The organism is Aquella oligotrophica (genome assembly GCF_002892535.1).
Lineage (GTDB): Bacteria > Pseudomonadota > Gammaproteobacteria > Burkholderiales > UBA11063 > Aquella > Aquella oligotrophica.
The window spans coordinates 2,676,966-2,695,741 of sequence record NZ_CP024847.1 but is presented as its reverse complement, the minus strand read 5'-3'; the positions used below and the strand labels follow the sequence as shown (position 1 = coordinate 2,695,741).

General features: G+C 33.7%; 20 protein-coding genes. 7 read left to right on the top strand and 13 right to left on the bottom strand.

Translation table 11 applies throughout. The annotated features are described in order from the left end of the window. Position 1 precedes the first annotated feature (1 nt). Complete coding sequence (locus CUN60_RS12315; RefSeq protein WP_102952329.1) at positions 2 to 967, top strand: hypothetical protein; 966 nt, start codon at positions 2 to 4, stop codon at positions 965 to 967. Next, complete coding sequence (locus tag CUN60_RS12310) at positions 960 to 1,592, top strand: RnfABCDGE type electron transport complex subunit B (RefSeq protein WP_102952328.1); 633 nt, start codon at positions 960 to 962, stop codon at positions 1,590 to 1,592. The genes CUN60_RS12315 and CUN60_RS12310 overlap by 8 nt, the downstream gene beginning before the upstream one ends. Positions 1,593 to 1,618: 26 nt before the next feature. Here the strand turns inward: CUN60_RS12310 and rfaD are convergent, their stop codons facing one another. Then, positions 1,619 to 2,629, bottom strand: coding sequence for an ADP-glyceromanno-heptose 6-epimerase (rfaD, locus tag CUN60_RS12305; RefSeq protein ID WP_102952327.1), 1,011 nt, complete (start codon positions 2,627 to 2,629; stop codon positions 1,619 to 1,621). Between the two features lie 256 nt (positions 2,630 to 2,885). Between rfaD and CUN60_RS12300 the strand changes: the two genes are divergently transcribed. From CUN60_RS12300 to CUN60_RS12280, 5 genes are all read left to right on the top strand, one after another. Next, positions 2,886 to 3,566 (top strand): DUF3313 family protein, encoded by a 681-nt coding sequence (locus CUN60_RS12300; RefSeq protein WP_102952326.1) that lies wholly within the window; start codon positions 2,886 to 2,888, stop codon positions 3,564 to 3,566. An 11-nt stretch (positions 3,567 to 3,577) separates the two neighbouring features. Beyond that, a complete protein-coding gene (locus tag CUN60_RS12295) occupies positions 3,578 to 4,243 on the top strand; it encodes a DUF3313 family protein (protein WP_158649424.1) in 666 nt (221 codons plus the stop codon). Then, a complete protein-coding gene (locus CUN60_RS12290; protein WP_102952324.1) occupies positions 4,243 to 4,539 on the top strand; it encodes a rhodanese-like domain-containing protein in 297 nt (98 codons plus the stop codon). The genes CUN60_RS12295 and CUN60_RS12290 overlap by 1 nt, the downstream gene beginning before the upstream one ends. Before the next feature lie 361 nt (positions 4,540 to 4,900). Continuing rightward, positions 4,901 to 5,896 (top strand): WD40 repeat domain-containing protein, encoded by a 996-nt coding sequence (locus CUN60_RS12285; RefSeq protein WP_102952323.1) that lies wholly within the window; start codon positions 4,901 to 4,903, stop codon positions 5,894 to 5,896. Between the two features lie 24 nt (positions 5,897 to 5,920). Beyond that, positions 5,921 to 7,045 carry a chitinase gene (locus CUN60_RS12280; protein ID WP_102952322.1) on the top strand — a complete coding sequence of 375 codons (1,125 nt, stop codon included), beginning with the start codon at positions 5,921 to 5,923 and terminating at the stop codon, positions 7,043 to 7,045. 215 nt (positions 7,046 to 7,260) lie between these two features. Here the strand turns inward: CUN60_RS12280 and CUN60_RS12275 are convergent, their stop codons facing one another. From CUN60_RS12275 to CUN60_RS12220, 12 genes are all read right to left on the bottom strand, one after another. Then, positions 7,261 to 7,566 (bottom strand): helix-turn-helix domain-containing protein, encoded by a 306-nt coding sequence (locus tag CUN60_RS12275; protein WP_102952321.1) that lies wholly within the window; start codon positions 7,564 to 7,566, stop codon positions 7,261 to 7,263. Beyond that, positions 7,556 to 7,921: a type II toxin-antitoxin system RelE/ParE family toxin gene (locus CUN60_RS12270; protein ID WP_102952320.1), complete on the bottom strand. Its 366-nt coding sequence runs from the start codon at positions 7,919 to 7,921 to the stop codon at positions 7,556 to 7,558. The genes CUN60_RS12275 and CUN60_RS12270 overlap by 11 nt, the downstream gene beginning before the upstream one ends. A gap of 186 nt (positions 7,922 to 8,107) precedes the next feature. After that, positions 8,108 to 8,890 carry a glycosyltransferase family 2 protein gene (locus CUN60_RS12265; RefSeq protein WP_102952319.1) on the bottom strand — a complete coding sequence of 261 codons (783 nt, stop codon included), beginning with the start codon at positions 8,888 to 8,890 and terminating at the stop codon, positions 8,108 to 8,110. Beyond that, positions 8,890 to 9,999: a glycosyltransferase family 9 protein gene (locus CUN60_RS12260; RefSeq protein ID WP_102952318.1), complete on the bottom strand. Its 1,110-nt coding sequence runs from the start codon at positions 9,997 to 9,999 to the stop codon at positions 8,890 to 8,892. The genes CUN60_RS12265 and CUN60_RS12260 overlap by 1 nt, the downstream gene beginning before the upstream one ends. Next, the gene (locus CUN60_RS12255) at positions 9,971 to 11,089 is read right to left on the bottom strand and encodes a glycosyltransferase family protein (protein WP_102952317.1); all 1,119 of its coding nucleotides are present in this window, start codon (positions 11,087 to 11,089) and stop codon (positions 9,971 to 9,973) included. The genes CUN60_RS12260 and CUN60_RS12255 overlap by 29 nt, the downstream gene beginning before the upstream one ends. 40 nt (positions 11,090 to 11,129) lie before the next feature. After that, the gene (gene asnB, locus CUN60_RS12250) at positions 11,130 to 13,133 is read right to left on the bottom strand and encodes an asparagine synthase (glutamine-hydrolyzing) (RefSeq protein ID WP_102952316.1); all 2,004 of its coding nucleotides are present in this window, start codon (positions 13,131 to 13,133) and stop codon (positions 11,130 to 11,132) included. Continuing rightward, positions 13,121 to 14,521: a lipopolysaccharide biosynthesis protein gene (locus tag CUN60_RS12245; RefSeq protein WP_102952315.1), complete on the bottom strand. Its 1,401-nt coding sequence runs from the start codon at positions 14,519 to 14,521 to the stop codon at positions 13,121 to 13,123. Before CUN60_RS12245 ends, asnB begins: the two co-directional genes overlap by 13 nt. A gap of 10 nt (positions 14,522 to 14,531) precedes the next feature. Continuing rightward, positions 14,532 to 15,668 carry a dTDP-4-amino-4,6-dideoxygalactose transaminase gene (rffA, locus tag CUN60_RS12240; RefSeq protein ID WP_102952314.1) on the bottom strand — a complete coding sequence of 379 codons (1,137 nt, stop codon included), beginning with the start codon at positions 15,666 to 15,668 and terminating at the stop codon, positions 14,532 to 14,534. Position 15,669: 1 nt separating this feature from the next. Continuing rightward, positions 15,670 to 16,374 carry a WbqC family protein gene (locus CUN60_RS12235; protein ID WP_102952313.1) on the bottom strand — a complete coding sequence of 235 codons (705 nt, stop codon included), beginning with the start codon at positions 16,372 to 16,374 and terminating at the stop codon, positions 15,670 to 15,672. Next, positions 16,367 to 17,182, bottom strand: a complete 816-nt coding sequence (locus tag CUN60_RS12230; protein ID WP_102952312.1) for a phytanoyl-CoA dioxygenase family protein — start codon at positions 17,180 to 17,182, stop codon at positions 16,367 to 16,369. Before CUN60_RS12230 ends, CUN60_RS12235 begins: the two co-directional genes overlap by 8 nt. 9 nt (positions 17,183 to 17,191) lie before the next feature. Further along, positions 17,192 to 18,118, bottom strand: coding sequence for a glycoside hydrolase family protein (locus CUN60_RS12225; RefSeq protein ID WP_102952311.1), 927 nt, complete (start codon positions 18,116 to 18,118; stop codon positions 17,192 to 17,194). Beyond that, entirely contained in the window at positions 18,119 to 18,775 is a 657-nt protein-coding gene (locus CUN60_RS12220; RefSeq protein ID WP_102952310.1) for an acetyltransferase, read from the bottom strand. Between the last annotated feature and the right edge of the window lies 1 nt (position 18,776).

The window sequence follows — 18,776 nt, the reverse complement described above, 5'->3', positions numbered from 1 at the left end:
TATGACGTTAAATTTGAGTGATCCCCGTCAGTATAGTAATATTTTTCCCGATTCAAATATGCTGATAAGTCAGGCACAGGCCGACTTGGTAGATAACAATAGTGATAGTTCACTGATGGTTGCGTTGATTGAAGACTTATTAAAACGTGAGCAGGATGAATTTTTGAGTGTCGCTTATAATTTGGCTCCGAATCGCGAAATTTCCGATTATATTTGGGATGCTTTGCAATGTGCTATTAATAGTGGTAAAACCCGATTTTTTAGCATTCCTGTAATTCTAGTTGTTGGTAGTGGTAGCAAAGCTACGGTTAAAACTATTCTTAATGGTGAGGCTTTAAATCAGTTATTACTAGCCAAAGGGATTTTGAGCAAAGATCAGAATCCTTTCGTATCTGACACACTTTATCAGCTTGATGATGTTGTCAGACTAAAACCATCATATTTATATAAACAGCAGCATTCGCATGCTAAGATTGATTTATTTGATAAGTCGGTTAGTGATATTGAAAATTTAGGCGAAAATGTATATTTGCGTTATATCGTTGGTGGCGCGGATATAGTTGAGACTGGTTCTTTTGATAAACGCAAATTTGATACCCTTGGGCTTGAATTAATGCAGTTTATTACTGATAGCTTAAAAACAGACGGGGCTACTATATTCCCAATACCATTTCCACTATGTAATCTTTCTGAAGCGGCTCATTTGGGTGAACGTTACCGTAAGGAAATTCATATCTCGCTGCGCCTTAGTAATCAAGTACGTCAAATGCGCCAAAATGGTAAAAACCCCGAAGTTCGCTTGAAAACAGTTGATGAGACGATTAAAGTTGAGCTGTGGGATAATTTAAGTATGAAACCAGTAGAAATTCTTAGCTGGCATCTGGAGCGTCGTGATGACTTTGAGTTGGTTTGTAGCATCCTTAACGGCTTATTTGTTGATATGCAGCTGGCAGTGAGTTATGAGTGATTTAGCCGCCAAGATTAATGATATTTTGCCGCAAACTCAGTGCACCAGATGTGGTTATCCTTCTTGCCGAGATTATGCAACTGCAATTGCCGAGGAGAAAGCAGATATCAATCAGTGCCCGCCCGGTGGTAATGAGGGAATTACTTTATTAGCGAATTTGCTGGATAAAGAAGTAAAACCACTAAATCCAGAGAATGGCAAAATTGAGCCGCGGCGATTAGCAATAATTGAAGAAGAAACATGTATCGGTTGTACTTTATGTATAAAAGCTTGTCCTGTTGATGCGATCATTGGGGCAAATAAGATGATGCATACGGTTATTGCTAGTGAATGTACTGGTTGTGATTTGTGTATTCCTGCTTGTCCAGTAGATTGTATCAAAGTAGTGCCTGACCCGGATCAAGTCTGGAGTACGGAACGAAGAAATCGTGCACAGTTTCGCTTTGAACAGCATCAATTCCGCCGTGAGAATGAACAAAAAGCAAGAGATGCACGCCTTGCTATGCAGACACAGTTACTAAAAAAGGTTAGGGCAGCGCCAGATGATAATTCTGCTAAAGAGGAAAACTCAAGGGCAGATTTAATTGCTCAGATTATGGCTAAGGCTAAAAGTACTCAAAAATAAACCCGGTATGATACCGGGTTTATTTGTTATGCGAGTAGCTGATTTACATAGTTTTCAACACCTTGTTCCAGCGTCAGAAATGGTGTTTTATATAACCCGTCATTGATCAGGCGCGTATTGTCTGCTTGGGTAAAGCATTGATATTTACCCGCCAGATCACCGGGGAATGGAATATATTCCAAAATACCTTGCGTTACTGCTGTAGCGAGATCAATGGCTGGCTTACCTTCGGCTTTACGGCAAGCATTAATCGTTGCCATTGCCAGATCATTAAAGCTACGTGCCTGCCCAGTTCCGCAGTTAAAGATTCCAGATACTTCATGCGGGTTTTGGATATGGTTGGTAAAGAAATGCATGTTTACATTGACTACATCTTCAATCGATATAAAATCACGTGATTGTTCCCCATTCCCGTAGCCCTGACAACCTTCGAAAAGCTTAACCCCGCCAAATTCCTGATATTGACGGAAGTTATGTAATACAACTGATGCCATTCTACCTTTGTGAAATTCACGGTGTCCATAGACGTTAAAATATTTTAACCCAACTACCGGAGCTTTTAAACCACCTTCAAAATAGCGGCGCACGGTTTGATCGAATAATAGTTTTGAATAGCCATAGACATTTAATGGAATTTCATTCTCACGGTCTTCGACAAATTTACTGCTTGCTCCGTATGTTGCAGCCGAAGATGCATAAATCATTGGCACTTCATTTTTTTGGGCATACTCTAGTAAAAGACAAGAGTATTCATAATTATTTTTCATGATATAGCGTCCATCAGCTTCTACTGTAGCCGAGCATGCGCCTTGATGAAAAATGTAGTCAACCTGATTGTCGTATTCACCGGCAACGATAGACTGGATAAAGTCTTCCTTATCGATATAATCGAGAATGTCTAGATCGGCAAGATTTCTGGCTTTATTGCCATTGGTCAGATTATCTACGGCAATAATATCGAAGTGCCCGCGGGCATTTAATTCTTTGACTATGTTCGCACCAATAAAACCAGCCGCTCCAGTTACAACTATAATCATATGCTTATTTCCCTGTGTGTATTGATATAATAAGTATCAATTTTACTACTAATTAGGGCTGATATTATACTGATTTATAAATTAAATCAATTTTCGTGTATGAATCAGGCAAATTTGGGGGTATTTGCTTCTATTTAAATGTATAATTTAGGCTAATATATCTTAATGCTCTAAATAAATATTTAAAAAATCTGATACTAGTGTCTGATTTACCAGCGCAAGACTTAATAAACAGCCATCTAGGAGGGAAATTAATATGCCAAAAAAATGTGCGGTATTGGTATTAGCTACATCAATTTTACTTGCCAGTTGTGCATTTATGTCATCAACTAGTAAAGCCCCTTCCGATGACGAGTCTCCCGGGTTTCTTGAAAGCTATAATTTGTTAAAACCTTATCCAAGTGAATCAGGGGTCAAGGCATGGCGTTATATAAATCCAAAATTTGCGAGTCATCAGTATAAGTCTGTAATCGTTAGACCTGCTGTAATTGTTAGTAATCCTGATGAAAATAGTATTTCACCTGAAGTAATAGCTAATGGACAGAAATATTTGCAAGACTACACAAAAGCTTTTATCAAGCAAAATGGCTATACGGTTGTGAATAATTCTGGTTCATCTGTTTCTGCATTAGATATTATCGTTGCTGGCGCTGAAGTTGATCCTGTTACGTGGAAATTAAGGAAGCTTACTTCGGTAACTTCGGTTATGGGACGAATCACTGGACGGATTCCGATTGAGTCTGGAGATGATAGTTTGCTTGTGCTTGAGATCGGTGGGCGTGCTATCGATACCCAGTCTGGTTTATTGGTCGGCGCTTCATTCGTATCTGTGCCAGCGGTAAAATTTAAGGATAAGGCAGATAGTGTTGCCGAATTTGAAAGTGCATTGACTCCATGGATAAGTCAGGCACTAAAGAACTTTCATGAAAGTAATTAAAAAATATGCATATGCAAAAATTATTTATATCTTTAGGAACGGCAGTTTTTCTTTTTACGGCTTGTGCAACTAATACCCAGCCTATTTCTAATAACCTAGACTCAAGCTATGCTAAATCATATGGTGATCTTACTGAGGTAAATAATCGATTATCTCCGGGCGTAAGAATTTTTAGTTATAATAATCCGACATGGACCAAAGGTAAATATACAAATACACTTATTAATCCTGTTGTATTTTACGGTGGTGAATCTAGTCAGACACAGATTGAAATGTATTTTGATACTAATAGTCGCATTGAGCTACAACAATATCTGGTTAATTTATTAAAAGACTATTTAACGGTAGTTAGTAAGCCTGCAACTAATGCAACCTCATTGAAGATAACAGTAACTGGGGCTAAACTTGTCGATGCATCTGATGGCTATACTCCGGTTAAATTGATTCCGGTGAGTCAGCTACTTTCTGGGGAGCCTGAGCAAAATTCAGTACTAGAAATTAGTGCTGAGATTACAGATAGTATTAGTGGAGAGTTATTAGGTTCCAGCATAATAACTATAAATGAAGAAAAGCTACAAAAAGATGTCCGTAGTCAAGAGGATTTTGTTAATCAGGTGAAACTATGGTCAGCAATTGCGACCAAATATGCAGCAAATTATAAGGTGGTTAATGATTGATGTTTAAGCAACTATATTCTGAAGAGTTAAAGAAACTTCTAACCGATGTCAATAATGGGTTAACGCTTCTTGATGTTAGGCAACCCTATGAACATGATGAGTTTCATATTCCTAATTCTATTTTGATCCCGTTAAATGAACTGCCTGAGCGTGTAGCGGAGTTAGACGAGTACAAAAATTCTCCTTTGATTGTCTATTGTAAGGCTGGAGTTAGAAGTGCGATGGCGTGCAAATTTCTTGCTGCACATGGTTTTAATGATTTGACCAATCTCGCCGATGGTGTAATGGGGTGGTAATAACAAATATTTTTAAAAAGCCTACTATCATTGGGGAAGGATTAGTGGTCATATTAATGAAAGCAGGCTTTTAAAAAATCTCTTACAAATCTTCTTACCCCGATATGATAGCAAAATAAACTGGTCTTTGGTTTCCCAGTTTTGCATATTCATTTCCCATTTATGCAAACAGCTTCTTAATCGTTATTGGCAGGCTATTTTTACGCTTCCGTAATTTCTATCACTAAACTCCTGATATTCAAATTAAAATAAGGAGTTTCCTTTTTGATAATTTGATACATTACGATATCAAAATAGGATAATATATGCTTTGCTAGTAATAGGCTCTAGCAAGTAAGCTTTTAATCTAAAGGGGCTTCGAGTGAAAAGATTATTGATTAGTCTAGTTTGCGCGATTTTATTATTGCCAGCGGCGACAGATGCAGAGCCAGTGGCAACTTGGGTTGATACATCTTTTCCATCGGGTGAAAATATTAATTTGATGGCATATTATCATGGTTATTTTTATACCTCGGGAAGTAATGAGAATGGCAAAGGGGTATCATGGGAATACTTTGATAATAAGTGGAAAATGATATATCAGGCAAATGATGATAGCGTAATAGTTGATACGGCAATTGTTGCTGGTAAATTTTACGTGGCTGGTAATTATCCCGGAAAAGGCTCATGGGTTATAGAGTATATTGCCGATAAGCATAAACCGCAAGATCTTAAATTTAATTCAGCTAGTCATATTTCACGAATTGAAAACTTACGCGATATACTTTTTGTGAGTGGCGCAGATTATAATGATCATGGTGCGGTATGGGTTTCTTCAAAGCCGAAAAGATGGGTAAAAATAAGTCCCAAAGGATATAATTATATTTCTGAAATGACTATTGCTCCGAATGAGTTACTTTATGCAGCAGCGATTGATAGCAAAACCAGTAAAGCGAGAGTTCTTGAATATTCCGACATTACAAAAAAATGGCATGATACCTATTTGCCGCGAGAAATCGTTACTGTCTGGAGCCTTATTTCTGATAAAAATAACATTATTTATGCTGGTGGTCTAGATAATAATTATCGGGCACAAGTCTGGAAATATTCTAATCATAAATGGGTTTCGTTAAAGCTGGATAATGCACAGAGTCTAAGTAGTCTTATCGTAGATAAAGATGGTAATTTATTTGCTGCGGGTAAAGATGGTAAGTTTTATGGGCAAGTGTGGCGTTATGCAAACGAAAAATGGGAAAGCCTAAATTTTCCTCCTTGTGATAATGTAAATAGCCTGACTATTAATAACGAAAGTCAGCTTTTTGCCACATCTAAAGATAATAAAAACTATAGTAAAGTATGGAAATTTACTTTACCTTAGCAGAGATTGGATTAGGTTAGATTTATGAAGCTAAAATTATTTCTGTTAATGATAGTAAGTCTTTCTAGTTATACCTATGCACTAGATTGTTCTTTGCCTTGTGGCGCAAAAGAGCTGATCGCGTGTGCTGCCAAAAATAATGATACTACGCCCGAAGATTTCTTTAATTATAAATTATTCCATCAGATGAATATCGATGGTTTCTGTAAGAATCCTACGCGGACTAACTTAAAAACTGTTCAGCAAAAACACTTTTTTGATAAATTTTGTCAGAGTAAAAAAGGTTCTTACTTAAACTATGATTCTTTTATCGCGGCTGCGAAGAGCTTTCCGACTTTTGGCTGTAGTGGGGATGCTGATAATCGTTATAAAGAATTAGCTGGTTTTTTGAGTACCATATCTGAAGAAACTACCTCAAGATTAAATAATTATACTAACGATGGCTTATATTTTCGTTATGAGAATAGCGCTCTTAAAGGTAATTCATTAAATCATAAAACCAGTTATTTCCCAAGTAACGGATATATGGTGGCGGTTAATGATGATGGTGAAGTGTCTAGCTCAAGTATTTGGTTTGGCAAGCCTAGTGGTTCGACTATAATGGATCTCGAAGCAACCCCGGAGACGCTTATTTGGGGTAAGGTAGATGTTCCCGATGGGTATCGCTTGATTAACCTAAATAAGGTGATTGCACCTAGTTATTGGGTCGGTATGGGTCCAATTCAGTTAACTGGTGGGTCAATTATCGAATTTTTTGGCTGGTATAATAACAATATTCTTAAAGATGGTGCGCAGTCCTACAATATTAGTAAATTTATTGAGCAATATATGCAAGATGGTCAGATGGCTTTTACCGGAGCTTTCTGGTACTGGATGGTCAGAGTCGGTGGCATTGGTTATCCTACCATACATGAGATAGTTACGAATCAGGATAAGCCTGTTTGCCATGATATTGGTGTCGCTACTATAATCATCAATGGTGGATGTCGTGGTTATAATCCCGGGCGGCTTAATTATTATAAATATTTTACTAATCTATTTCATGTCGATATTAAGCCTGTTAGTATTCCAATTCAGAAGAAGGGTAAAATAATTACACTAAATAGTATGGAGTGTGGGGAGCAACTTAAACGCTATTGCCAACAGTAGAGGGTGCTAGTGATTTTAATTCGTCCGTAGGGGAATTATCCACCAGATAGACAAAATTAATTTGAATACTATGACTATTAAAGATATCGTTTAGCAGATTAGCTATCTGTGCCGAATTGTTTTTATAAAGTACTATTGAGATATTAAGCATCTTAGTCTTAACAGTTATTTACAAGCAATCAAAATGTACCCTTACCTAGGAAATTATCTTGGCTCTACAGTATAATACTCAAGCCTTTTTTTTGAATGATATTTAGTAGCTTTAAGGCCAGTCCACTGGGCTTTTTCTCACCACTTTCCCACTTCCTGACCGCTGAGATACTAACGTTTAGACAATCGGCTAGAATAGATTGAGATATTTTTTCTTTTTCTCTTAAGTGTTTTATATCTTCTGGCTTTAACTCATGAATTGGGGGAATGTTTAAATGTCTATACTTTTCCATGCGTTGGTTAGAAATTAATCCTGCCTCATGTAATTCTTTTGCTGTTTCATAAACAGCTTGCTTTATATTATTTTTCATTTTTGACCTCGATTAAAATATTAGCTAATTTATCAATATGTATACTAAATAAATCTTTAGCTAACTTTTTTAACTCTTCTAAATCATCATTACCAATATTGCTAAGCTCTGATTTACTAAAACCATATATATAAATCCAAGAGTTATCTTTTGTTTTATGGGCAATTATAACTCGATAAGCTCCGCGTTTGCCTTTATTTGGCATGGCAACTCGCTTTTTGTATAAGTTGCCACCTAAATTAGCTTCGAATAAACCTTTTTCTAGTTCTTCAATTGCAGTAATTAAAGAATCATTACTTAATTCACTTTCTTTATTTTGCCATTTATTAAAAAACTGTGTCTTAAAAACTCTCATTGTGATACCACCTAGTGTTACATTATACACAATATTATTTAGTTAGTCAATAACTTATGACGGAAAAAATAGGTAAAAGTGAAAATAGCATTCATTGATAAAAAGTAGGATGAGTATTCTTTTACCATGAAATTCTAAAATGTGATTTTAATTTTTCATGGTAAATGATTTAGAGATGATTTGGGTTTATTTCCATATATATTGTGGAATCTTACGGAGTAGGCGTAAAATAAATGTAAAGGGTAGCGGAGTAAGCTTATTGATTTTCCACGCAAGTCTAATATTATTAGCTCCTTTTTTTCGATTAGCTAGACTAATATTGCTTGCTCCTCCATCACGCATTTTAATTAGTATTTTTGGCAAATATGCAGCTGGTACATTATTTTTAACGAAGATGCGTAACATAAATTCATAATCGGCTGAAATATCAAGATCTTCATTATATAAGCCATAACTATCGTAAATTTCGTGATCAACAAATAAGGTTGGGTGAGGAGGTACCCAGCCATAGTAAAAACGACGGGGATTAAATTTTCCGGACTGCCAGTAGCGGGTAATTTTATTAATGTCATTTTGTTTGACATAAACCAAATCTGCATAATGGGCTTTTGCGATAGGATTTTCAATTATATTATGTGCGATTGAACTTAGTACCTTATCATCAATATAAAAATCATCGCTATTTAAAATTCCAATCCATTTTCCTTCTGCTTGCAGAATACCTTTATTCATGGCGTCATAAATACCGTTATCTGGTTCGGAGTAAAATCTAAATCGGATATTCTTATTCTCAAACTTAATTTGATAATTTTTGATGATGTTTAGGGTATTATCTGTAGAGGCTCCATCAATAATGATGTACTCATAGTTAGAATAGTCCTGATTTAAGACGGATTCTATAGTATCAGAGATCGTGGATTCGCTATTATAACTAACCGTAATTATTGTTATAAAGGGTTCTTTATACATTAATGACTTAGACCTAATATTTTAGTTATTTTATCTAGGACTTGTTCTATAGATATCTCAGCAATACATTTCCAGCTGCCATTTACTAGTGGATACTTACATTTCCAGTTACAATTATAACAATCCATTTTATCATATAAGATGTGCTGTAACCCTGACTGTATTAATTCAGGAGGATATGGGAAAAATCTACCAAATTGTCCTCCACCTAAAATGATTATCGACTTGACTCTAAGAAGAGTCGCCAAATGAGCTAGGGCAGAGTCATTGCCTATAAATAATAAACTTTTATTAAGAATTGAGATAGACTCTAATAGCGTAGTTTTGCCAGCCATATCTATAATTGGATTTTTAGGATTGATGGTATTAATTAATCTAGTCGCTAGACTACGTTCATTTTCTGCCCCTAAAATAACTATGGAGTAATCCAGCGATAGTTTCTCCGTCACGGCAATGAATTTTTTTAATTGCCAATTTTTTTGGGAGACGCTTGAAGCAAGATTTATTGTTATATACTTAGTGGGTAATCCATTTATTTTTGGAATTGGTAACTTAAATATATCAAATAGATTCACTAGTTCGAATTTTACTGATTCGTTTGTTAGTTTCTCTAAAAATATATGATTAAATTCAAGTTCTGTAAGTGGCTTATTTGATAGTTCAATTAGTATATCGTAATAGCAATCAAAGAAACGTTTCATAAACATTGGACGGTTATAGTGAGCATTTATTCCAATCTTTTGTTTGGCATGTGTGAAGCTAATCAATGTGTCAACTATGATATTGCGAGTAACCATTGATGATATGGCTAGATCGTAAGTATTTTTCCTTAGTGCTGAGATTATTTTTAGCCAGTATTTAGAGTCAAATGACCTAAGCTTTTTTATATCTAATCCAATTACCTTATCAAATATGTTTAAGCTATTTGCCAAGTCCACGTATTGCTGGTTACAAAGTAGGGTAATTGTACTATTAGTATAAAATTTTCGGAATTGTACAGCAGTACTAAGCCAGAGTACGAAATCTCCGATTAGATCGGTACGTATGAAAATAATTTTTACTGACTTAGTTTTAGAGTTACTATAACAGTTCTCTTTTTTTACATTCATCTTCAAGTAGCTCAACTTTTTTTTGCCATGTTAAATTATGGACTGCAAATTCATGGATTATCTGGTTTAAATCTTCACCATATTTGGTTATTAGCTTTGAGTAAAATTTTATAAGCAAATTTATATCTATTGGGGAGTCATCTTTTGGTAAATTAATTATAAAATCAGATTTAGATAAATCATAGTCATGATAGCTTATGCAACTAGGTAAACCCATTAGAGTGGCTTCTCTTGTTTTTAAGGGAGTTGCTTCCTGCATGTCTACTCTATGCAATCCTAGACATCCAATACAAAAATTTGCGGTTTTATAAACTTCTTGTAATTTTTCAATTGGCATATGATCAGAGAATATAATCTCCTTATCTAAGTTATTCTTTAAAATTACTTTCTTGAATTTCTCAATTAATACAGTTTTTGAGCATACTATATGAAGTTTGATTAGATAATTACTATCATTTTTATTTTGATAAAAATTAATCAAACCATGTATTAGTCTATCTAATCCATGATGTAAATATAGCTTATTTGCAATGAAAACTAAATGAAACTCTTTTTTTTCTACAAACTTTTTGATTGTTTGTGATTGGTAGTGAAGATAATTCTCATTAATTTTATATAGTTCTATAGAATTCAATCCATTTTGCCAAAGATATATCTTTCCCTTATATTTTAAGACTTCTTCATCTTTTTCTTCTGCCATTTCAATGATTAAGTCAACTTTAGGAAGAATCATTTTTATATAAAATTTATAAAGAAGATAAATTACCTTTTTTTTAATATAGCCTAATTCATTATTAGTCTTTATATCACTATATAATGAACTAATTGGGCTAGGGAATTCAAGGATTAGATTTTTTTCTTTTAAAAAAGGGTAAATCAGAAACCATACTCGATCTAATCCATAGCCATGTCGCAGATAAATTAGATCAAATTTTCTAATTTCTCGTATAACTTCCCTCAAGCTTTCTACTGTTCGAAATAATTTAAAGTATTCTGCTTTGTATCCAAGAGATTTCCAAGCTCCTATTTGGGAAATATATTTTGTATCAAAATTAAATTCTTGTCCATTGATATATAAGATTTTCTTCATTGCTTTATAGTCAGAAAAATTCGATAACCATCTTTATTTATTAAATATTTATTTTAAATAATTTACACCAAGTACCAAAACTGATAACTCGCCATAACCAGAAATCAAATGGACGTTTATTGGCAATAATATCTTCGAAAGTTGCCATTACTTTTGTTTTATTAAAGATGTACGGACAACTATCTATGGCTTCTATTAACTTGTCTTTAAATAACCCGCTATTTTGCTTAACCCAGATTTCTTCTGGTGTCGCAAACCCAAGCTTCGACATTCGATTTCGGATTTTATCTGGTAATATTCCTTGTAGACCATCGCGTAGGATTCGCTTAGTTACACCACCCTTAATTTTATAATTGCTTGGTAAGCTGAATAAAAACTCTACAAGCCGATAATCCAGAAAAGGAACTCTTGATTCTATTGAGTGTGCCATTGAATCCCGATCTTCCCAGTGTAATAGCATTGAAAGATTATTATACATTATTTGGCTATATAGAGTCTCTTTTACATTACAATTATTTAATCCGTTTTTAATGTATGGATTGGTTGAAGAAAATATAAGAAATTTACTATTTAGCCAGTTATTAGTATAAATACCTTTACCCAGTAATTTACCTACAAGCTGCTTAATTTGTGGTGGAAATAACGCTAAAATACTTTTTAAAATGGTTTTGATAGTATTTATATTATGTAGTTTTCTAAAATTATATAACTCATTAGCATACTTTATTAATTGTCCTGATTTTAGCAGCTCATTAAAATATATCTGGAAATATAATCCCTGATAGCCAGCTAGCTGCTCATCAGCACCTTGTCCATCTAGTATTACGGTTGTTTGCTGCTCTTTGGCTAGTTCAAAAACCGACCATTGCGCAAAAATACTGGTCGAACCAAAAGGTTCATCTTGATGCCAGGTTACTGTTTCATTTAATTCAAATAGTTTATCTAAATCAGGGTAACAATAAAATGCATTTACTCGGCTATCTTTCACTACTACATCAATATATTCTTTTTCATCAAATTCTTTATGCTTACTACACGCAGAAAATGTGTTTAATAACGATAGAGCTTTCTGTTCCGCTAATAATCTTGCCATTACACTGACAATTGATGATGAATCAAGTCCACCAGATAAACATGAACCTACTTTTACATCTGCACGTAAGCGTAATTTAACTGCATCTATAAATTTTTCCTGAAATTGCTTACAAGCTTCTCTATAGTTTATATTAGGATTTTCTCTTACATCAAAATTGTACCAGCGACTGATTTTTAAGTCAGATTGACCAAAGAATTTGTTTAATTTGATGGTTGTTGCTTCTCCACCGCGCAGTTGCCTTACCTCGCAAAACATTGTTTCTGAACTGTGATCGCTTAAGCCATAAACCAGAAAGTCATGTGCTATTTGGTGATTTAGGTGTGGATTCCAGCTTGCTAATTCTGTAAATTGTTTGATTTCAGAAGCAAAAAATATTCCATTGTCATCAATATAATAATAAAGTGGTTTTATACCGAATCTATCACGAGCTATAAAAACTTTATTATTTAGCTTATCATAAATAATAATTGCAAACATTCCATTGAATTTATGTAGGCAAGCAACACCCCATTGTTTATACGCAGATAGTATTACCTCGGTATCTGATTGAGAAGAAAAAGTATACCCAAAGTTTTCTAGCTCTTTGCGTAATTCGATAAAATTGTAAACCTCACCATTAAAAGCTATCCAATAGTTTCCATTGTTAATGCTTAATGGTTGATGTCCATGAGCAGATAGATCAACAATTGATAACCTACGATGCCCCAGAGCAAGTTTTATCTTTTTATTATAATATTGATTGATCTGTAAATATGGAGAATAAGATATTGACTGATTATGAGGTATGCTATCATTTCCCGCAAGAATACAATCATTATCTTCTGTATCAATTAAATAATAACCTTCGTCATCTGGTCCACGATGGCGAATTTGATTATTCATTAGTTCAATATATTTAGCTTCTAGTGAATGATCTTGAAAAGCAATAAAAGCACTTATTCCGCACATTTACAACTCTTGCTACCATTTAGATGTTTAATTATAAAAAAACAGATACCTATAGTTACTAAATACCCAATCCGATACGGAGTTCTTAACTGGTATACTCCTAAAAGAGTGTTTGTTAACAGCAAAGATATCATACAAAAACCAATTGTAATATAATTATAATCAAATTTGTAATTTTGCTGGCTTAAAATAAAATATAATGAAAATAAAATCATGTTGCTTAGCATAGTTGCAATTGAAACTCCATTTATCCCGTATAGTTTAGCCAAATAATAGCACAAAAGCAAATTAATAGCTGCACTAGCAATATTTATTATTAGAATGGAGGTTAATCGTTTATTTATATGTAGTCCAGGTGTGAATATATATAATTGTGAAAATAATAAACCGATTGCTATATTTCTAAAAACTGGTATAGATGAGTAATATTCTTTTGCTACTATAAGGCGGATAATTTCATCCCCATACGTTATTATAACTGTAATAATTAATATTATGATTGGTAAAGTCTTATTTACTAATTTAGAAAACTGCTGCCGGAAGTCAGGATTATTCATAGAGCCATAGATAAGGGGGAAAATTGAGGCAGCAATTCCACTTATCAAAATAGTTACTACGTTTGCAAATCTATAACCAACACCAAATAATCCTAATTCAGTTAGTGAGAGATTAGTTTTGATTATAATCCTATCACTAAAGTTAAGGACTACTGTTGCAACCGCACTTATTAATAGCGGAAAGCAAAAATATATTAATTTTTTAATTTTTGTTATATCAATATTTAAAGTAAGATAATCCCTTACAAAGTATAGCCCGATAATATTTCCCGATAGAGAAGCTAACAAGATAGCAAAGATTGCTCCAGTTAATTCTAATTTACAATGAATGATAAAAATAACATTTAAAATAAGGGTAATGATAATTGGCGAAACATCTACTATTAAAGTTTTATATTGCTGTAATTCAAACCTTAATAGATTAGTAATATAAGTATTTATTGCTTGTGAAAGAAATATTAAGAGAATTAGGTTAAAGGTTAGAGAGTTGCTAATAGGTATAATGTATTTAGTAACAGTGGGCATTAACAAATTTGCTAGTATTGAAAATGTTATATAAGCAATAATAATGTAGGTGATTACTGAACTAAATAAAACTTGTTTTTCGTTAAATGATTTACTCTCTGGAATGTAGCGTGCTAAACCCTGATACAGCTCAAGCCCGCAAATTAAACCAACAAAGCCAGATAGGACTGTAATTAAATCTAGAATCCCATAGTCCTGGGGTTGGAGGTAATGAGTAAGAATAGGCAGCATGACAAACGATGCACCTCGGCTAACAAAAGTAGCTAAAGTATAAATTGAACTATGCTGTATAAATTGTTTTAGCATTTGTTTTAAATTAGGTATTAGTACTAAAAAATGCGGTAATTTGCATTATGATATAATCAATTTCATTGCCAGTAATACCATAATATAACGGTAATCTGAGTATTCTTTCACTTTCTTTGGTTGTATAGGTATCATTTCCTACGAATTCAGAGTATAGCTTACCTGCGGTAGAACTATGCAATGGTACGTAATGAAATATTGCAACTATACCTTTTGCTTTAAGGTAATCTATTAGCTTTTGCCGGGAATTCATATCGGTGAGTTTAATGTAGAAAATATGTCCATTATGTTTACAGTTGTCAGGGATGGATGGCATGGTGAAATAATCTTCGTTTAACTTTTGCAATTTATTATAGTATTTATGCCAAACATTTAACCGATAATTAATTATTTGATCCGCCTGCTCTAGTTGTGCCCATAAGTAAGCAGCATTTAATTCACTTGGCAAATAAGAAGAGCCAATGTCTACCCAAGTGTATTTATCAACTTCACCTCGGAAAAATTTACTCCGATCAGTACCTTTCTCGCGGATTATTTCTGCTCTTTCGATGAGATGGGGGTTATTAATTAGTAGCGCGCCGCCTTCACCCATTGAAAGATTCTTGGTTTCATGGAAGCTAAGGGTGGCAATATCTCCAAATGAACCAAGATACCTGCCATTATATGTTGATAAGATCGCTTGAGCAGCATCTTCTATGAGCGGAATATTATATTTTTGTGCCAGAGCTTTAATTTTATCCATATTGCAGGCAACTCCAGCATAATGGACAATAACTATAGCTTTAGTCTTTTCATTGATAGCAGCTTCAATTAGGTTTTCATCAATATTCATCGTATCTGGGCGGATATCAACAAACTTGATTTTAGTGCCGCGCAACACAAAGGCATTTACAGTGGAAACAAAAGTGTATGATGGTGCAATTATTTCATCACCTGCTTTAATATCTAACAAAATTGCAGCCATTTCTAACGCATGAGTACATGAAGTAGTAAGTAAAGCTTTTTTTACACCTAATTTTTTTTCCAGCCATTCATGGCAGCGCTTGGTATATATGCCATCACCAGAAATTTTGCCTTTGGCTAGGGCATCTTGCATATATATAAATTCATTGCCTGTAAATGGCGGCTTATTAAACCCAATATGCATATTATTCTACCTTAAATTTATTTCTAGTTATAAAGTCTATACTATTTTCGCCACAGTTAAACAAAACATCTAAGACCGATACATAATGATCAAATTTACCATGTAGTTGTTTGTATTCGGGATAATGGACATAATCCATATAAGCTAATTCAATATTGGCATACAGGAATTTTTCAGAACTAATATAGCTTTTGGCTGTAGGTCCTGACAAATAAAAATTTGCACCTACTTTTTTGCATATTTCAATCAATTTGTCATCTTTGTGACCATTTGTATTTAATTCTTTTGAATTTATAAAAGTGGTATTTATACTCAGAGTTTTGGCAAGTAGTTTTGTAACATAAATATTAAACTCTGAGAGATTCCTCCACCTTTGGGATAAATATATTTCTTCTATAATACCATGGTAATTTCCAAAGTAGGGTGCTTTCTTATACGCATTGTAAATCGTTTTATAGTGTTTTAGCTGCCAGTTTGTATCCTGACAAGTTTCTATCTCAAATATCTTTGTGCCACGAGTGGATTTTTTAACTGGCACTGATAACCACATAGTCCCATTTGCTGTTTTAATTCTATTTCTTGTACGCCAATCTCTTACTGTAAAATCAACATCCTCTAGAAATACAAAGGTATCTACTTGACTTATCATATCAAATACACCCTTCCAAGGTATGTAATTAGATTGGAGAATGGCACATTTATGCATGTTCTATTTTATCCAGTTTGTATTGACGCCATTCTATATCGTCGATTGCATCTTTAAAATTAAATCCTAAAATACTTTTTTGTTCGTCATCCATTACATGTTTGATAATTTCAGGCATTTTATGAAATTTATATTGTGGCTGAATAAATGGTCTTATATATTGATGATTTATTGATACTCTAGGATTAGTAGTGTTATTAATACCAGCTTTGTGTAAAAGCATTGAATTAAAGATTAGTACATCACCAGCATTTAAATTTGGCTGGATAAAATGATTATTTATAAACTCTTGTGATGGAGTTGTATTGAAATGAGTTGAATAAGGTAATATGCATGTGCCGCCGTTAATGTCTGTAAAATTATCTAGTGCCCACAAAGCATTGAGACTGATAATTTCATTACAAACAAAATTTTGATATGGAAGATCTCTATGCCAATTTGATTGGTTATGGTTGTCACCTAAATTGATAATCCCATTTTGTAATCCTAAAATGAACTTTTGGTTTATTAGTCTTTTTACTAAATCTAGTACCAATTTATTAAATGCTAGCTGGCTAAATAACTTAAAATCGTATTTTAATAAACAACGAGCCATGTTTAAATCATTAATTTTTGTTAGTTGATAATTAGAGAAGTGCAGTTCTTGTTTCTCGTAAATTCCTAGTATTGATGTTTTAAGTTTACTAATTTCGGGTGGAGTCAATACTTCATGTAAAATTGTGTAACCTTTGAGGAGAACTTCCTCTATCAATATATCATTTTTATCATCATAATGATGAAAGTTTAAATTTCCGTATGAGGTTGTCATAAGCTATTACTACTTTTCACAAATATCTGCAATCGCTAATCCAATGCCTGTTTTACCATAATTGTTTCCATTATATAACATATATAATTTATTGTCATCTATAAACACGCACGGATAACATACCATTTCAGAGTCCCAACCTGTTGCAGACGGTGAGATAACATTCATTTTATCATGAAATACTACCCATTCTTTGCCATTAATTGAATGAGCATAGCCTATTTTATACTTGTCTTTATTCCCACGATATGAATACCACATATGATATGTTTTATTTAATTTAATTACACTGGGTCTTGAGAAGGCTTGAGCAATATTAATTGTTGGTGGGATACAACAGCCATATTTTGTCCATGTTTTTAAATCAGCGGATTGAGCATATTTTATTACATGTAGCATTTCCCCATTTCCATAATCCCAAGTTATAGTTGAACCATACCACATGTGATATATGCCATCTTCAAAGATGATCCAAGGGTATGACAGGCTTATGGGGTCTTCTGAGTCTATACCTAATACCAGGTTATCATGAGGACGATAGAATCGATCGTAAGAGGGCAGTAAGTCAGCAAATGCAATATCTCCTCTCCAATGTCCAGAAGGAGTTTGCCAGGCCATATAAAATATCTTTGTTACTTCCTTATAATTTATTGCACAACCTAGGCCTACGCCACTTTCATCAATACTTCCTTTTGTACCGTGTAAAAGTACAAGTTTTGGTTCATGTGTGTTAATTAATGCTAGATTGTGAACATTAAGATCAAAATAGGATATATTTGACTTTCCTTCTGCGTCCCGCATGCTATAAAAAACCCGATATAAGTCTTGCCCAAGTTTTATAGCAACCGGATTAGCAGCGTGACTATATAAACTATCTGATTTCTTGCTAAGATTGGGATCAAAAATTAATCCAATCTTATTCCAGTTTAATTGCATTTAGATTTTTATTTCTAGGCTTGATCGAGGATATAGTTTGGCCGCTGGTGCTACATATACTTGGTATGGCTCAGTATTTTTTGCAATCCATGCCCCTGCACCAATTAACGATTTGTATTTAATTATAGTATGGTCTCTTATAGTGGCATTCACACCAATAAAACAATTGTCTTCAATTACACATCTGCCGGATATGGTAACTTGTGAGGTAATAAAACAATGATTTCCTATAAATCCATGATGGCCTATATGATTGCCGCTCCAAATAACATTATTATTGCCAATTTTCACATATGGTTGAATTGTGTTATCTTCAAGTACAAAATTATTTTCACCAATCTCGTTTGTCCAAATAGTGGCTTTAGAGCTGATATAATTTACAAAGCTATATCCTTTTCTTTTCGCTTGATTATAAACTCTTTCACGCACCTCATTCATGTTTGAGTAGCCTACAGCGATAAATAGCTTATATTGTGCGGGCGGATAATTATTCTCCAAATTCTCAAATTCAATAATAGGAAGATTATGAAATTGATCTTTATCTTTAAATGTACTCTCAACAGTAAATGCTACTACTTCATAGGGGGAATCGTTTTCGAAATAGAACTTCGCCAGTTCAGCATTATCTCCTAGTCCATAAATTATGACTTTATTCATT

Bases quoted from the DNA above. Each gene is read 5' to 3' on its own strand.
- CUN60_RS12260 (WP_102952318.1), bottom strand. From the start codon at position 9,999: ATGAATGTAAAAAAAGAGAACTGTTATAGTAACTCTAAAACTAAGTCA.
- CUN60_RS12300 (WP_102952326.1), top strand. From the start codon at position 2,886: ATGCCAAAAAAATGTGCGGTATTGGTATTAGCTACATCAATTTTACTT.
- CUN60_RS12220 (WP_102952310.1), bottom strand. From the start codon at position 18,775: ATGAATAAAGTCATAATTTATGGACTAGGAGATAATGCTGAACTGGCG.
- CUN60_RS12270 (WP_102952320.1), bottom strand. From the start codon at position 7,921: ATGAGAGTTTTTAAGACACAGTTTTTTAATAAATGGCAAAATAAAGAA.
- CUN60_RS12265 (WP_102952319.1), bottom strand. From the start codon at position 8,890: ATGTATAAAGAACCCTTTATAACAATAATTACGGTTAGTTATAATAGC.
- CUN60_RS12295 (WP_158649424.1), top strand. From the start codon at position 3,578: ATGCAAAAATTATTTATATCTTTAGGAACGGCAGTTTTTCTTTTTACG.
- CUN60_RS12255 (WP_102952317.1), bottom strand. From the start codon at position 11,089: ATGAAGAAAATCTTATATATCAATGGACAAGAATTTAATTTTGATACA.
- CUN60_RS12230 (WP_102952312.1), bottom strand. From the start codon at position 17,182: ATGACAACCTCATACGGAAATTTAAACTTTCATCATTATGATGATAAA.
- CUN60_RS12290 (WP_102952324.1), top strand. From the start codon at position 4,243: ATGTTTAAGCAACTATATTCTGAAGAGTTAAAGAAACTTCTAACCGAT.
- CUN60_RS12315 (WP_102952329.1), top strand. From the start codon at position 2: ATGACGTTAAATTTGAGTGATCCCCGTCAGTATAGTAATATTTTTCCC.
- CUN60_RS12245 (WP_102952315.1), bottom strand. From the start codon at position 14,521: ATGCTAAAACAATTTATACAGCATAGTTCAATTTATACTTTAGCTACT.
- rffA (WP_102952314.1), bottom strand. From the start codon at position 15,668: ATGCATATTGGGTTTAATAAGCCGCCATTTACAGGCAATGAATTTATA.
- CUN60_RS12235 (WP_102952313.1), bottom strand. From the start codon at position 16,374: ATGCATAAATGTGCCATTCTCCAATCTAATTACATACCTTGGAAGGGT.
- CUN60_RS12280 (WP_102952322.1), top strand. From the start codon at position 5,921: ATGAAGCTAAAATTATTTCTGTTAATGATAGTAAGTCTTTCTAGTTAT.
- asnB (WP_102952316.1), bottom strand. From the start codon at position 13,133: ATGTGCGGAATAAGTGCTTTTATTGCTTTTCAAGATCATTCACTAGAA.
- CUN60_RS12225 (WP_102952311.1), bottom strand. From the start codon at position 18,118: ATGCAATTAAACTGGAATAAGATTGGATTAATTTTTGATCCCAATCTT.
- CUN60_RS12275 (WP_102952321.1), bottom strand. From the start codon at position 7,566: ATGAAAAATAATATAAAGCAAGCTGTTTATGAAACAGCAAAAGAATTA.
- CUN60_RS12310 (WP_102952328.1), top strand. From the start codon at position 960: ATGAGTGATTTAGCCGCCAAGATTAATGATATTTTGCCGCAAACTCAG.
- rfaD (WP_102952327.1), bottom strand. From the start codon at position 2,629: ATGATTATAGTTGTAACTGGAGCGGCTGGTTTTATTGGTGCGAACATA.